The organism is Enterococcus sp. 9D6_DIV0238 (assembly GCF_002174455.2).
Classification (GTDB): domain Bacteria; phylum Bacillota; class Bacilli; order Lactobacillales; family Enterococcaceae; genus Enterococcus_L; species Enterococcus_L dunnyi.
The window spans coordinates 1,005,893-1,019,201 of the sequence record NZ_CP147246.1 but is presented as its reverse complement, the minus strand read 5'-3'; the positions used below and the strand labels follow the sequence as shown (position 1 = coordinate 1,019,201).

Genomic DNA, 13,309 nt, shown 5'->3' with positions numbered 1-13,309 from the left:
TAAGAAGTTGGAGCAACTGAAAATGTAACATGAATATTTGATGTTGCTCCAATTATTACGAAGTAAGGAGAAACGATATGACGAGACCAAATTTGCAAATTGCTTTGGATCATTCTGATTTACCAAATGCATTAAAAGATGTAAAAGAAGTAGGAGATATTGTAGATATCTTAGAGGTAGGAACGATTCTATGTTTACAGGCAGGAGAAGAAGCCATTCGTTGTATTCGTGCATTATATCCGGATAAAAAAGTTGTGGCAGATACCAAATGTGCCGATGCTGGTGGAACTGTTGCTGCTAACTGTCGCACTGCTGGTGCAGACTGGATGACAGTGATTTGTTGTGCTACAGTGCCTACCATGTCAGCTGCTGCAAAAGAGATAGAGGAAGTTCAGGTTGAGCTGTATGGTGATTGGACGTATGAACAAGCACAAAAATGGCTTGACGCGGGCATTTCACAAGCGATTTATCATCAAAGTCGAGACGCTCTTTTAGCGGGCGAAACTTGGGGTGAAAAAGACTTAGTAAAAGTCAAACGATTAATTGAAATGGGATTTCGTGTTTCCGTGACAGGAGGCTTAACTGTCGAAACACTGCAATTATTTGAAGGACTTGATGTATATACTTTTATTACAGGACGAGGAATTACAGGAGCTGAAAAACCGAAGCAGGCGGCTCAAGAATTTCAAGCTGAAATCGAACGTATTTGGGGGTGAACGAATGACGACGCTAGGTATTTATGAAAAAGCACTTCCCAAAAATATCAGCTGGTTAGAACGATTACAGCTCGCTAAAAAATTAGGTTTTGATTTTGTTGAAATGTCGATCGATGAGACGGATGAACGCCTGAAACGATTGGACTGGACGAAAGAGGAGCGACAAGAAATCAGAGTAGCTATTGAAGAAACTGGTATTCAGATTCTTTCGATTTGCTTAAGCGGTCATCGACGTTTTCCTTTTGGTTCTCAGGATAAGGAAAAACGTTCACAGGCACTCATTTTGATGGAAAAAGCAGTTGATTTGGCATCTGACTTAGGGATCCGTACGATTCAATTAGCGGGCTACGATGTTTACTATGAAGAAAAAACAGTAACTTCAAGAGCTTTTTTTATTGAAAATTTGAAAAAAGCAGTAGCGATCGCCGCTGCAAAAGAAGTTGTCTTGTCTATTGAGATCATGGATGATCCGTTTATCAATTCAATTACTAAGTTTCTAAAGATCAAGGAGCAAATTCGCTCGCCGTATCTGCAAGTGTATCCAGATTTAGGTAATCTGTCAGCTTGGCCGGAAAATGATGTTGGGTATGAATTGGCGCTTGGTATCGACCAAATTACTTGTATCCATTTAAAGGACACACTTGCTGTGACAGAAACATTTTCAGGGAAATTTAAAGAAGTTCCTTTTGGCAGCGGATGTGTCGATTTCTTAGGCTGTTTAAAAACATTGAAGCAATTAGACTATAATGGTCCATTTTTGATCGAAATGTGGAGTGAAACAAGCGAAACGCCTGAAAAAGAGATTGAGCAGGCGAAAAAATTTCTTATTCCTTATTTGAAGAAGGCGGGGTATTAAGATGAACGAACAATTGATCAAGGAAATGAAGGAACGAGTATTTGCAGCAAATTTGGCTTTACCCGATGCAGGATTAGTTAAGCTGACTTGGGGCAATGTCAGTGAGATCGATCGAGAAACAGGTATCGTTGTCATCAAACCTAGTGGTGTACCGTATGGACAAATGAAAGCTGATGATATGGTAGTCACAGATTTAGAAGGACATGTATTAGCAGGTGCGTTGAAGCCATCTTCAGATTTAGAGACACATCTTGAATTATATAAGGCCTTTAAAGAGATCAATTCAGTTGTACATACGCATTCAAAAAATGCGGTTATGTGGGCGCAGGCAGGCCGAGGAATACCAGCCTATGGAACGACACACGCAGATACATTTTATGGTGTTGTTCCCTGCACGCGGCAATTGACTTCAAAAGAAGTAGAATCCGCATATGAACTCGAGACAGGTAAAGTGATCATTGAAACATTCACAAAAGAAAAAATCGATCCAATGGCAGTACCTGGTGTTTTAGTTTATGGACACGGACCGTTTACTTGGGGAAAAACACCTCAAAAAGCTGTCGAAAATAGTATTGTTTTAGATGAAATAGCAGAAATGGCGGAAGTCACAGAAATCGTAAATAAAAACATTCTTCCGATTCCGCAATATTTACTGGATAAACACTACTTTAGAAAACATGGTGTGAACGCATATTATGGTCAAGGATAAATACTCTATCTTTTGTTGAGACTGAGATAAAAGCGTTTATCTCTGGAGGGCTGCTTTTTTCTCATCGATTATTTAGGACTAGAGAGCAAAATAAAACTGATTTTTAGTTTTGTTTCACTCTCTTTTTTGTTTTTTAAAGTACTTGAAATTAAATGAAGAAAAGCTATACTAAAGGATAATATACAAGATGGAAAGAGGATGGTTATGGAAGAAAATCAATTAAAGCGGGAAATTTCATTATTTGGAGCTTTTTCAACGGTTATGGGAACAGTTATCGGTGCGGGTGTTTTTTTTAAAACAGCTAGCGTGGTAAGCTTTGCCCAATCGTCAAGCTTGACGATTTTTGCTTGGATATTAGGGGGCTTCTTGACACTTTGTGCTGGATTGACTAGTGCAGAACTAGCAACAGCTATTCCTAAAACCGGTGGAGCAGTTAAATATATTGAATATACATATGGAAAATTACCAGGTTTTTTATTGGGCTGGGCACAAAGTGTGATTTATTTTCCTGCCAATATAGCAGCACTCTCGATTATTTTTAGTACACAATTTCTTCACTTATTTCATTTATCCGATAATCTACTATTACCAATAGCGATTGGTACAGGATTAAGCGTGACGATCGTCAATTTATTAGGAACTAGAATAGCATCAAACTTGCAATCATTCACATTAATAATCAAGATGGTTCCCATCGCATTGATCGTACTCGTTGGATTATTTATGCCGGCAGTCAGTGAAGTGTCGCTATTTCCTATTCGTTCGGGTGGCAATACTGGGTTTATTCAAGCTTTAAGCGGCGCTTTATTAGCCACAATGTTTGCTTATGATGGATGGTTAGGTGTTGGTGCAGTTGCAGGAGAAATGAAAAAACCAGAAAAAGATTTACCTAAAGCAATCTTTTTAGGGTTGACCTTTATTACGATTGTTTATGTCCTGATCAATTTTGTTTTCTTAAAAACACTGCCAATTCAACAAATTTCAGGTAATTTGAACGCGGCGTCTGATGCAGCGAATCAAATTTTTGGTTCTGTTGGCGGAAAAATAGTTACGATCGGTATTTTGATTTCAGTATATGGGGCATTGAATGGGTATACAATGACAGGGATCCGTGTTCCTTACGCCTTAGCTTTGGAAGGGCTGATTCCTTTCAGTAAACAATTTAAAAAGTTATCTAAACAGTTTGTGGTTCCTTATGTCGCAGGTCTATTTCAATTTAGTATTGCTGCTGTTATGATGTTTTTGGGAAGCTTCGATCTACTGACAGACATGCTGGTTTTTGTTATGTGGCTATTTAGTATTTTGATTTTTGCAGCTGTTTTGATCTTAAGAAAAAGAGAACCAGAGCTGTTGAGACCCTACAAAGTACCGCTGTATCCGATCATTCCAATAATTGCGATCCTCGGTGGGTTATTCATTTTGATTACAACTTTATTCACCCAAACGATTTTAGCAAGTATTGGGATCGGTATTACATTGTTAGGCATTCCAGTTTACTATTTTAATAAGAAAATATCTAGAAAAATGGATTAAAACACTAGTTTTGTCAAAAATTTAGTTCTTTATATCAAAAATTTGAGAGAAATATCATAAATTATCAGGTATAATAGATATGATCTAAGTCTTTATTTTAAATGATAAAGCATGGCTCCTGCTTATCCCTTTTAAGCAGGAGCTTATTTTTCTCAAAAATTTTAATATAATTCATAATTTCTGAAAGTTATTCGACCATTTTTTTTAGTATAATGAGTATATCAAAACGATAAACTATTTTGGGGAAGATAGTGCATCAGAACTCTTGATAAGCTGTAAATGTTGATTTTCGACATTTGCAGTTTTTTTGCTTTTTAATGACTAGTGATTATAGAGATATGAAGATGAGGGGAGGAAAGGACAGAGGTGTTAAGCTCTGAGAGCCAAAATCTTCAATTCTTTTAGGGATTAGTATGATCGAAACAAAGTGGAGTAATTTCTTCATTTTTCAGCGTTTATTATGTTTTAGAGTGCGAGCAAAACTGATTTTTAGTTTTGTTCGCACTCGTTTTTTTTCGATACTATTTATCTTTTTTGCGTATATTACTGTAAGGAGGGAAAAAATGGATATTAAGGAGCTTTCTCTAAAATTAATTGAATGGGGCGTATCAGAGCATTTACAGGATATTTATATTTTACCAGTTGAGCAGAAGATACATGTATTTGCCAGAAAAGGATACAACAAACTGATGTTTGAAGAGCTTGATGAACAAGAAGGGGAAAAATTGATTTTTCACTTTAAATTTATTGGAAGTATGGATGTTGGTGAGAAACGTAAAGCTCAGGTCGGAGCTGTTACATACAGGATCAGTAATGATAAAATTGTGCGTTTACGTTTATCGACAGTGGGAGATTTTTGTCAAAGAGAAAGTTTGGTCATTCGTTTTTTGCATCAATTTGGTAATAGTCAGGAGAATTATTTTTTACCTAGGCAATTATCGGATATTCGTAAACAGGTCCATAGACGCGGACTACATCTTTTTTGTGGTCCAGTTGGCTCAGGTAAAACTACGTTGATGTACAAATTAGCAAAAGAAACGGATCGCTTTCAGCAAGTCATCACAATCGAAGATCCGGTAGAACTGGAGGAGCAAACATTTCTTCAATTGCAGACGAACGATAAGATCGATCTAACCTATGATGCGCTGATCAAAGCTTGTTTGCGCCATCGGCCGGATATTTTGATCATTGGCGAAATCAGGGATCGTTCTACGGCGCAAGCAGCGATCAGAGCTGCGCTGACGGGACATACTGTTTTTGCGACGATCCATGCAAGAAGTACTACGGGGGTTTATGAACGATTAAAAGAGCTTGGTGTAAAGGAAAAAGAAGCAGCAGAATGTATCACAGGAATCATCTATCAACGCTTGTTGTTTGTTCAAGGAATGAAACAACAAGATATGAGCGGACTATTGTTAGATTATGATTTTTCTAAAAGAAATGTTTCTAATTGGGAAAAACAACTTAGAAAGGTTTGGGCGTATGGCTTTATTGATGATCGAACATTTGAAGAAGAAAAAGAGCAATAAGTTGTCGAAAAGACAGCAAAATTTTTTTATTCAGCTTTTAGCAGATTTATTAAGAAATGGATTTACTATACAAGAGAGTTTACTTTTTATGAAGAAGTCACGTTCTATTCCAGAAGAAGCACTCAATTATTTGACTGCTACGATGGAACGAGGAGATCAATTTTATTCAGGCTTAGCTTATCTAGGATTCAAAACGACGATCATAACTCAAATAGAATTTGCTCAAGCTCATGGAGATCTATCAGGAACATTAGATAAAATCAAAGATCATACTCTTGTTGCAGATAAACAGCAGCAACATTTATTTAAGGTATTGAGTTATCCTGTTCTGCTTTTAGTTTTTTTATCTGTAGTCTTGATCAGTATCAGACAAATTTTACTGCCGCAACTATTAGTCAACGGGACGGTTCAAGCTAAAAATCCAGGTATTCAATTCATTCAGCAAAGCCCCTATTATGTCATTGGATTACTGTTATGTAGCTTTTTTGTCATAGGCACATATTATCTTCACTTTAGAAAGAAAACATTTTTGGAAAAGGCGCTATTTTTTTCCAGACTGCCTTTTATAGGAAGCTTGTATAAAAAATACTGTTCAGCTTTCTTTGCACTTGAGTGGGGAAAATTATTCGCACAAGGTTTAGAGATCAAGAATGTTCTTCGATTGATGAAAACGACAAGCCAGCGATCTCTGATTTATGAGCTTGCAGAAGAAATTGAGACAAAAGCTTTGGCTGGTACTACTTTTTACGATCAGTTAAGAGCATTTCCGTTTTTTTCATCTGAATTAGCTTTGATCATCCAGCAAGGAGAGGTAAAAGGAAATTTAGGTAAAGAATTGATCGTATACAGTGAGTTATGTTGGCAGCAATTTTTTAGACGAGTTGAAAAAATGATCCAATTGATCCAGCCTGTGATTTTTTTACTTGTTGCTTTGATGGTAGTGGGTATCTATGCTGCAATGCTATTACCGATTTACGGTGGAATGGAGGAATATTTATGACCAAAAAAAAGAAACGAATCAATTACAGTGGTTTTACCTTATTAGAGATGCTGGTTGTTCTGTTGATTATTTCTGTTTTAATTTTGCTATTTGTTCCAAATCTTTCAAAACATAAAGAAGGTGTGGATAAAAAAGGCAATGAAGCAATCGTCAAAATCGTTGAAACACAGATAGATCTTTATGTGATGGAGAAGAATCAGACGCCGACTGTCGAGCAACTATTGAAAGAGGAATATATCACTCAAGAACAGTATGAAAAATACCAAACAAGTGAAAAATGAAGAAGAAAATGTTAAAGGGATTTACATTGATCGAATCACTTGTAGTAGTATTTGTGTGCACTTTTTTTATGTTGCTACCAGCACTTTCAATCGAGCGCTGGCAGCATATGATAGAAATAGAACAATTTCTATCGACCTTTGAAAAACAGTTACTGTTTACACAGCAAATGGCAATTATTAAGATGACGGACACACAGATCGTCTTTGAAGAACAACAACAGCTATACTTTATCGTTTCAGAAAACGAACCAATACATTTATCTGTTCCAACAGATTTAAACGCTTCTGGTCCAAATAAAATTGTCTTTAAAGCGGTATCTGGAAACAATGGGAAATTGGCAAAATTCACTTATGATTGGCCGGAAAAAAAGCAATCGATCGAGTTTCAATTTCAGTTAGGAAGTGGTCGATATGTCAAAAAAATCAATCGATTATAAAGGATACATCTTATTGGAAGGACTAGTTTCATTTGGGATCATGGGAATAATTGTCGGGATTTTTATGTCATCAAGTACCTTTTTATTATCTAAGAAAGCAAAAGCAACCGATGAGCTAAGGTTACATCGAATACTCTATGAAGAAATGAAGAACTATGAAAATCATGGCAGAGCTATGCAAAAAAAAGTTCAACTTAATGGTCGAACATACTCGTTTTATATATATAAGACGAAGAACAAAATAGACAAAGTGGTGATTACAGATGCTAAAGAACAGTTTTCCCTTGAACAGAAATAAAGAATACGCGGGCTTCACCTTAATTGAATGTTTGTTAGCGTTGTTTTTATTATCTATTATCTGCTTGCTTTTTTCTGCTGCAATAAAACATGCGAAAGTTGTATCTGAAATCTTAAAAAGTGAGAAAGAAAAAGAATGGCATATTTTTGTCATTCAGTTGGAAAATGAGCTAGCCGGCTGTGCGTTCAAAGTAATCCAAGGGAATAAGATGATTTATGAAAATCCAAAAAAAGAAAGAGGCATTTGGATCGAATATAAATTAGGAAAAATCGTTAAAGTTGATAATGGTGGTTATCAGCCATTGTTGATCGATGTTCATGAAGCTGATTTCAAAGAGGAGGATGATTTTGTGGTTATTCGTGCAGTATTTAAAAATGGACAGCAATATAGTGCAAGATGGTCAATGATCAAGACAAATGAAAAAGAGCTATAAAGGTGGGATATTACTGACGTCATTGCTTTTGGTTTTTTTGTCCAGTTTTCTATTTTTACTAGTACTAGAAGAGTTTAAATTGGCACAGCAATTTTCGCAAAAAACAAAAGACTATTATATTGCTAAAACAATGGTCAGTATGTTTCTCGCCGAAGTAAAACAAAAAAGCGACCCCCTTGACCCAAAAGGAACTCAGGAATTTTCAGCCGGTCGTTTAACATATAGTTACGCTCACCAAACACTTACTATCGTTGTTAAGATGAATCATACGACTTACACGTTTAATGAAGTGTATCAACCTCAAGTGTCGAAGGAAAAAGCAGATATCAGTGAATGAATGTTTTTTGTGAAATGTGTATCAAACTATGTGTAAATCGACTGATACAGAAAGGTTCTTTAGTTTCAATTTTAAAAAGCCAATCAAGAGCGACAGAAAAAGAACAGTTATAAAACAAGCTTTTACAAATATTGTTGGGAAATTGATTGATTATTAGATCTTTTTTCGTTAAAATAGAACAGGTATGAAAATTGTTATACTATAGATGGAAATAGAGGTGTTATTTTTGTTCTCTGAGAAAATAGAAAAGGCTTTCGAATTAATGGAACAATCGATTCAATTACTTCAACGATCCTTAGACACTTCTTTTTTAGATGCGTATATTGAAAATGGTGAGAATATCATCGATGATTACCAAGTGCGTATTCTCGATGGAGTACCGGATGAGCAGACAGTCCAACAACTAAAAACCATTTATCAACAATTAAAAGCGATCGATTTAACTCCAGAAGAAATCAGACGATTATCCCAGTTGATTTTACTAAAAGGGAATAAAACAGAGTCCTTACAAGCAAATCATCAATTGACACCAGACGGTATTGGCTTTTTATTCGTCTACTTGATCGAACAATTGTACGATCAGGATCAATCATTGAAGGCTCTGGACATCGCCGCAGGTATGGGTAATCTTTTATTGACAGTTGTCCTTAATTTGTCATTGGCTAAGTATGATGTCAGCGGCTTTGGTGTAGATATCGATGATACATTGTTAGCAGTTTCTGCAACAAATAATGAATGGACACAAGCTGCGATCCAGTTATTTCACCAAGATGGACTGCAGGATTTATTGATCGATCCAGTTGATGTTGCTTTGAGTGATCTACCCGTTGGCTTTTATCCGAATGATGAAAAAGCAGCTGGTTTTGATTCCGCAGCAGAAGAAGGACATAGCTATGCACATCATCTATTGATGGAGCAGGCGATGAAATATGTCAAGCCGGATGGATACGGATTATTTTTGATTCCTACGAATATTTTAGAAACGGAACAAAGTGTGTTCTTTAAGAACTGGATTCAAAAGAATGTCTATCTGCAGGGAATGATTCAATTACCAGATGAATTATTCAAATCTGCTCAGTCTAGAAAAAGTATCTTAGTTGTCCAAAATAAAGGTAAGCATAGTGAACAGGCAAAAGAAGTTCTGATAGCAAAATTAGGCTCATTGAAAGATCCAGCAAAAGTGACACAATTTTTTCAACAATTTGAGGCTTGGAAGTCTTCAAATTTAAAATAAAACAACCGATAAAAGAGGAGAGTATTATGTCTAAAACAATTGCAATCAATGCAGGAAGCTCAAGTTTAAAATGGCAATTATACCAAATGCCAACGGAAGAAGTCGTTGCTAAAGGGATCGTTGAACGAATTGGTTTGAATGATTCGATCTTTACAATCAAATATGGAAACGATGAAAAATATGAAGAAATCGTGGATATCAATGATCATGATGTTGCCGTAAAAATGTTATTGGACAAATTGATTGAATTGAACATTCTATCTTCTTATGATGAAATCACTGGTGTTGGACACCGTGTGGTTGCTGGTGGGGAAGACTTCAAAGATTCAGTTGTGATCGATGATGATGTTTTAGCAAAAATCGAAAAATTAGCTGATCTTGCTCCATTACACAATCCTGCAAATGCTATGGGAATCAAAGCATTCAAAAAAATCTTACCTGATATCATCAGTGTAGCGGTTTTTGATACAGCTTTCCATACAACGATGCCTAAACACAATTTCTTATACAGTATTCCAACTGAATACTATGAAAAATTCTCAGCACGTAAATATGGTGCGCATGGAACAAGCCACAAATATGTTGCTCACCGTGCTGCCGAAATGCTTGGTCGTCCGATTGAAGAACTAAAAATCATCACTTGCCATTTAGGAAATGGTGCTTCGATCACAGCGGTCGATGGCGGAAAATCTGTTGATACATCAATGGGCTTTACACCACTTGCAGGAGTAACGATGGGTACTCGTTCTGGCGATATCGATCCTTCATTACTAGCTTACTTGATGGAAAAACTAGAATTGACTGATATCAAAGATATGATCAATATTTTAAATAAACAATCAGGACTTTTAGGATTGACAGGTATCTCTAGTGACATGCGTGATCTAGAAGCAAATATGGATAAAGAAGCAGTTCAAGTAGCTTATGATATCTTTACTGACCGCATCCGTAAGTATATCGGAAGCTATGTCACAGTATTAAATGGTGTTGATGCGATTGTCTTTACTGCTGGTATTGGTGAAAATGACGCACATGTCCGTAGTGAAGTTATCAAAGGCATGACTTGGTTCGGTTGTGAGTTAGATGCTGATAAGAACAATGTTCGTGGAAAAGAATCAGTGATCTCAACAGACGATTCTAAGGTGAAAGTACTATTGATTCCAACTGATGAAGAATTGATGATCGCACGTGATGTTGAACGTTTAAGATAATAAAATAAGTAAAAATAAAAAACCACCACTCGCTTGCCGAATGGTGGTTTTCTTTTAGGAAGAAACTATTTGTCATCCTGATCCACAGGAACTTTATTTTCTAAATCTGTTCTTACGACTAAGACATCGCATGCTGCATGACGTATAACGTATTCTGAAACAGAACCTATAAATAATCGTTCCACAGCATTAAGTCCAGTAGCACCCAGCATGATTAAATCTACGCCTTGGTCTTCAGGAATTTGTTTTGCGATCCAAGGTTTTGGTGAGCCATATTCGATAATACTAGAAACTTTTTCGCAGCCATGCTCTTTTGCTTGTTTTTTATATCCTTCGAGTGTTTGTTTTGCCATTTCAGTTGCCTGTTCAGCTAAAACACCATCAAAAGATGAAACAGATTGAAAAGCACGTGTATCGATCACATGAGCAAGTAGTAATTCTGCATCGTTTCTCATTGCGACGTTCATAGCCTTTTGAAAAGCTAGTTCTGCTTCTGTCGATCCATCTACGGCGACCATGATTTTACGATAATTTTGTAACATTTGACCACTCCTTTCGCTCCTGCACTTAATTACTGCAGATAAGCGGTGCTGTAAAAAAACAGCGAATATTTTTATGAGCAAGCAACAAGCACGCTGTATACTTCTCATAGTAGACAGTAGTAGTGAAACTAAAAAATGTATTTATCGGTCTCTATAGTTTAATTGTAAAGCAAAATCGTTAAAAAAGAAAATAAAAAAAGAAGAATCATCAAAGAATCTTCTTGGCAAGCATCACACTGAATACAGTTGAAATAACAAGTAATCCGAATATGTAAAATAAAGAAAAAAATGTCAAATTGACGACCCCTACTAAAAGACCAATGGCGGCCAGTATCAAATAGAATACGCCGAATTGATGTAGAAACTGTCTATTTTCGTCAGGATCATCGTTTGGCATCAAGGGCAAAAATACAGAGGATTTCTTTAATAAGAAAACACTGATGACTACGAGTAAAACAACAGATGCAAAGATAAGTAGGCGAATCACTATATAACCTCCATCAAAGAAAAAACAATTTGCACTAGAGCAAATTGTTCAACTAGCTAATAAAAAAGGAAAATCCGTCGATGCCGTTATTCGTCCTATAGTATTGAACCCGCAAACAAAGCAGGTGGGTTCCACGACTGACAGCTTCGAACTACCAAATGATAAGGCATGTTACCAGCTTAGGTACCAGAAGGATCCCAAGATATCAATAAAATGTTCGGTCAACACACAAAAAAGACAACGCGCACATCACAGATTTACCATCTTTATAATAGCACAACATGATTTAAACAGCAACGAGAGAGCTTGAATTTCAGCCTGTTTTATTTTGTTTTTTTACCGGCTTTTTTCCAGTCCAAGATCCGTTGGTACTGCTGATGTAAAGCCTGTTCGTACTTTCCTGTATCTATTGGTTCATAATAATGAGCATTTTTTATTTTGTCAGGCAAATATTGCTGATCGACCCAAGCATGTTCAAAATTGTGTGGGTATTTGTAGCCAAGCCCGCGTTGTAAATCTTTTGCACCAGAATAGTGACTATCCCGCAGATGGTCAGGAACTTCTCCTGCTTTTCCATCTCGTATATCTGCCAGTGCGGCATCGATCGCATTGATCCCTGAATTTGATTTAGGAGATAAACAAAGATCGATAACGACACTTGCCAAAGGGATCCGTGCTTCCGGAAAGCCTAGCTTTTCAGCTGCTTGAACTGCAGTGACTGTTCGTGCCGCCGCGGCCGGGTTACCAAGACCGATGTCTTCATAAGCGATGACCATTAAACGCCTGCAGATGATTGGTAAGTCACCAGCCTCAACTAAGCGGGCCAAATAATGGAGAGCAGCATCGACATCACTGCCGCGAATCGATTTTTGAAAAGCGGAAATAACATCATAATGTGCGTCACCATCTTTATCATGAGTCAGAGCTTTTCTTTGAACACATTCTTCTATGATCGAAAGAGTGATATCGATTTTTTTGTCCTTTGTTTCAGGTGTCGATTTTACAGCAAGCTCTAAGCCATTTAAAGCACTGCGCAGGTCGCCGTTAGTAGCACGAGATAGATGCTGAAGGGCTTTGTCTTCTAACAGCACAGGATAATCTCCTAAACCGCGCTCTTTATCAGTTAAAGCATCGTTGATTGCCTTTTGAATATCTGTTTCGTTTAAAGGCTTGACTTCAAAAATTTGTGTTCTGCTTCTGATCGCCGGATTGATCGTAATATAAGGATTTTCAGTTGTTGCGCCGATCATGATGATACGACCGTTTTCTAAATGGGGCAATAAGAAATCTTGTTTTGTTTTATCTAAGCGATGTACTTCATCTAAAAGTAAAATCACAGTGCCGCTCATTTTTGCTTCTTCTGCGACGATCTGTAAGTCTTTTTTTGTATCTGTTGCGGCATTCAACATGCGAAAGGCATAGTTTGTAGAGCCGGCGATAGCACTAGCGATACTTGTTTTTCCGGTTCCAGGAGGACCATACAAAATCATTGATGATAGCATTTTTGCTTCAACCATTCTACGAATGATTTTTCCAGGACCGACAAGATGTTCTTGTCCTACAACTTCATCTAAGTTGCGCGGACGCATACGATAAGCTAAAGGCTGCTGCATCGTTGAACCTCCTTTTTTGTTCTATGATTACTATTATACCATAAAGAACGTATGTTTGTTATCGGCTGGAATTCAGATGATTTATAGAGAGAA

The 13,309-nt window shown here is 36.9% G+C and carries 16 protein-coding genes and 1 other RNA gene; 13 read left to right on the top strand and 4 right to left on the bottom strand.

All coding sequences use genetic code 11. From position 1 onward, the window contains the following. The first annotated feature begins 77 nt into the window (after positions 1–77). From A5889_RS04840 to A5889_RS04780, 13 genes are all read left to right on the top strand, one after another. Positions 78–716 (top strand): 3-keto-L-gulonate-6-phosphate decarboxylase UlaD, encoded by a 639-nt coding sequence (locus A5889_RS04840; RefSeq protein WP_087641200.1) that lies wholly within the window; start codon positions 78–80, stop codon positions 714–716. A gap of 4 nt (positions 717–720) precedes the next feature. Then, complete coding sequence (locus tag A5889_RS04835) at positions 721–1,572, top strand: L-ribulose-5-phosphate 3-epimerase (RefSeq protein ID WP_087641201.1); 852 nt, start codon at positions 721–723, stop codon at positions 1,570–1,572. A gap of 1 nt (position 1,573) precedes the next feature. Continuing rightward, positions 1,574–2,281 (top strand): L-ribulose-5-phosphate 4-epimerase, encoded by a 708-nt coding sequence (locus tag A5889_RS04830; protein WP_087641202.1) that lies wholly within the window; start codon positions 1,574–1,576, stop codon positions 2,279–2,281. A 204-nt stretch (positions 2,282–2,485) separates the two neighbouring features. Next, entirely contained in the window at positions 2,486–3,814 is a 1,329-nt protein-coding gene (locus A5889_RS04825; protein ID WP_087641203.1) for an APC family permease, read from the top strand. Between the two features lie 563 nt (positions 3,815–4,377). Beyond that, on the top strand, positions 4,378–5,343 hold the full coding sequence (gene comGA, locus A5889_RS04820; RefSeq protein ID WP_087641204.1) for a competence type IV pilus ATPase ComGA: 966 nt from the start codon (positions 4,378–4,380) through the stop codon (positions 5,341–5,343). Continuing rightward, the gene (comGB, locus tag A5889_RS04815; protein ID WP_339088119.1) at positions 5,237–6,343 is read left to right on the top strand and encodes a competence type IV pilus assembly protein ComGB; all 1,107 of its coding nucleotides are present in this window, start codon (positions 5,237–5,239) and stop codon (positions 6,341–6,343) included. The genes comGA and comGB overlap by 107 nt, the downstream gene beginning before the upstream one ends. Further along, on the top strand, positions 6,340–6,624 hold the full coding sequence (comGC, locus tag A5889_RS04810) for a competence type IV pilus major pilin ComGC (protein ID WP_087641206.1): 285 nt from the start codon (positions 6,340–6,342) through the stop codon (positions 6,622–6,624). The genes comGB and comGC overlap by 4 nt, the downstream gene beginning before the upstream one ends. Positions 6,625–6,632: 8 nt before the next feature. Next, a complete protein-coding gene (gene comGD / locus A5889_RS04805) occupies positions 6,633–7,061 on the top strand; it encodes a competence type IV pilus minor pilin ComGD (RefSeq protein ID WP_087641207.1) in 429 nt (142 codons plus the stop codon). Then, positions 7,036–7,359 carry a competence type IV pilus minor pilin ComGE gene (comGE, locus tag A5889_RS04800; RefSeq protein ID WP_087641208.1) on the top strand — a complete coding sequence of 108 codons (324 nt, stop codon included), beginning with the start codon at positions 7,036–7,038 and terminating at the stop codon, positions 7,357–7,359. The genes comGD and comGE overlap by 26 nt, the downstream gene beginning before the upstream one ends. Then, positions 7,325–7,792, top strand: coding sequence for a competence type IV pilus minor pilin ComGF (gene comGF / locus A5889_RS04795; protein WP_087641209.1), 468 nt, complete (start codon positions 7,325–7,327; stop codon positions 7,790–7,792). Before comGE ends, comGF begins: the two co-directional genes overlap by 35 nt. Beyond that, on the top strand, positions 7,776–8,129 hold the full coding sequence (comGG, locus tag A5889_RS04790) for a competence type IV pilus minor pilin ComGG (protein WP_087641210.1): 354 nt from the start codon (positions 7,776–7,778) through the stop codon (positions 8,127–8,129). The genes comGF and comGG overlap by 17 nt, the downstream gene beginning before the upstream one ends. A 226-nt stretch (positions 8,130–8,355) precedes the next feature. Next, on the top strand, positions 8,356–9,363 hold the full coding sequence (locus tag A5889_RS04785; RefSeq protein ID WP_087641211.1) for a class I SAM-dependent methyltransferase: 1,008 nt from the start codon (positions 8,356–8,358) through the stop codon (positions 9,361–9,363). 26 nt (positions 9,364–9,389) lie between these two features. Then, positions 9,390–10,574, top strand: a complete 1,185-nt coding sequence (locus A5889_RS04780) for an acetate kinase (RefSeq protein WP_087641212.1) — start codon at positions 9,390–9,392, stop codon at positions 10,572–10,574. Between the two features lie 65 nt (positions 10,575–10,639). On the opposite strand, the gene A5889_RS04775 is transcribed toward A5889_RS04780, so the two are convergent. The 4 genes from A5889_RS04775 to A5889_RS04760 all read right to left on the bottom strand — a co-directional run bounded on the left by A5889_RS04775 (position 10,640) and on the right by A5889_RS04760 (position 13,216). After that, complete coding sequence (locus tag A5889_RS04775; RefSeq protein WP_087641213.1) at positions 10,640–11,116, bottom strand: universal stress protein; 477 nt, start codon at positions 11,114–11,116, stop codon at positions 10,640–10,642. A gap of 208 nt (positions 11,117–11,324) precedes the next feature. Beyond that, positions 11,325–11,603: a hypothetical protein gene (locus tag A5889_RS04770; RefSeq protein WP_087641214.1), complete on the bottom strand. Its 279-nt coding sequence runs from the start codon at positions 11,601–11,603 to the stop codon at positions 11,325–11,327. A gap of 67 nt (positions 11,604–11,670) precedes the next feature. Next, positions 11,671–11,864, bottom strand: a non-coding RNA gene (ssrS, locus tag A5889_RS04765) — 6S RNA. A 62-nt stretch (positions 11,865–11,926) separates the two neighbouring features. Then, positions 11,927–13,216: a replication-associated recombination protein A gene (locus tag A5889_RS04760; protein ID WP_087641215.1), complete on the bottom strand. Its 1,290-nt coding sequence runs from the start codon at positions 13,214–13,216 to the stop codon at positions 11,927–11,929. Positions 13,217–13,309: the final 93 nt, after the last annotated feature.

What these genes read in the sequence shown, in the direction of transcription:
- A5889_RS04780 (WP_087641212.1), top strand. Translation starts at nt 9,390, where the DNA reads ATGTCTAAAACAATTGCAATCAATGCAGGAAGCTCAAGTTTAAAATGG.
- comGA (WP_087641204.1), top strand. Translation starts at nt 4,378, where the DNA reads ATGGATATTAAGGAGCTTTCTCTAAAATTAATTGAATGGGGCGTATCA.
- A5889_RS04760 (WP_087641215.1), bottom strand. Translation starts at nt 13,216, where the DNA reads ATGCAGCAGCCTTTAGCTTATCGTATGCGTCCGCGCAACTTAGATGAA.
- A5889_RS04775 (WP_087641213.1), bottom strand. Translation starts at nt 11,116, where the DNA reads ATGTTACAAAATTATCGTAAAATCATGGTCGCCGTAGATGGATCGACA.
- comGG (WP_087641210.1), top strand. Translation starts at nt 7,776, where the DNA reads ATGAAAAAGAGCTATAAAGGTGGGATATTACTGACGTCATTGCTTTTG.
- comGF (WP_087641209.1), top strand. Translation starts at nt 7,325, where the DNA reads ATGCTAAAGAACAGTTTTCCCTTGAACAGAAATAAAGAATACGCGGGC.
- A5889_RS04825 (WP_087641203.1), top strand. Translation starts at nt 2,486, where the DNA reads ATGGAAGAAAATCAATTAAAGCGGGAAATTTCATTATTTGGAGCTTTT.
- comGE (WP_087641208.1), top strand. Translation starts at nt 7,036, where the DNA reads ATGTCAAAAAAATCAATCGATTATAAAGGATACATCTTATTGGAAGGA.
- comGD (WP_087641207.1), top strand. Translation starts at nt 6,633, where the DNA reads ATGTTAAAGGGATTTACATTGATCGAATCACTTGTAGTAGTATTTGTG.
- comGC (WP_087641206.1), top strand. Translation starts at nt 6,340, where the DNA reads ATGACCAAAAAAAAGAAACGAATCAATTACAGTGGTTTTACCTTATTA.
- A5889_RS04840 (WP_087641200.1), top strand. Translation starts at nt 78, where the DNA reads ATGACGAGACCAAATTTGCAAATTGCTTTGGATCATTCTGATTTACCA.
- comGB (WP_339088119.1), top strand. Translation starts at nt 5,237, where the DNA reads ATGATTTTTCTAAAAGAAATGTTTCTAATTGGGAAAAACAACTTAGAA.
- A5889_RS04835 (WP_087641201.1), top strand. Translation starts at nt 721, where the DNA reads ATGACGACGCTAGGTATTTATGAAAAAGCACTTCCCAAAAATATCAGC.
- A5889_RS04830 (WP_087641202.1), top strand. Translation starts at nt 1,574, where the DNA reads ATGAACGAACAATTGATCAAGGAAATGAAGGAACGAGTATTTGCAGCA.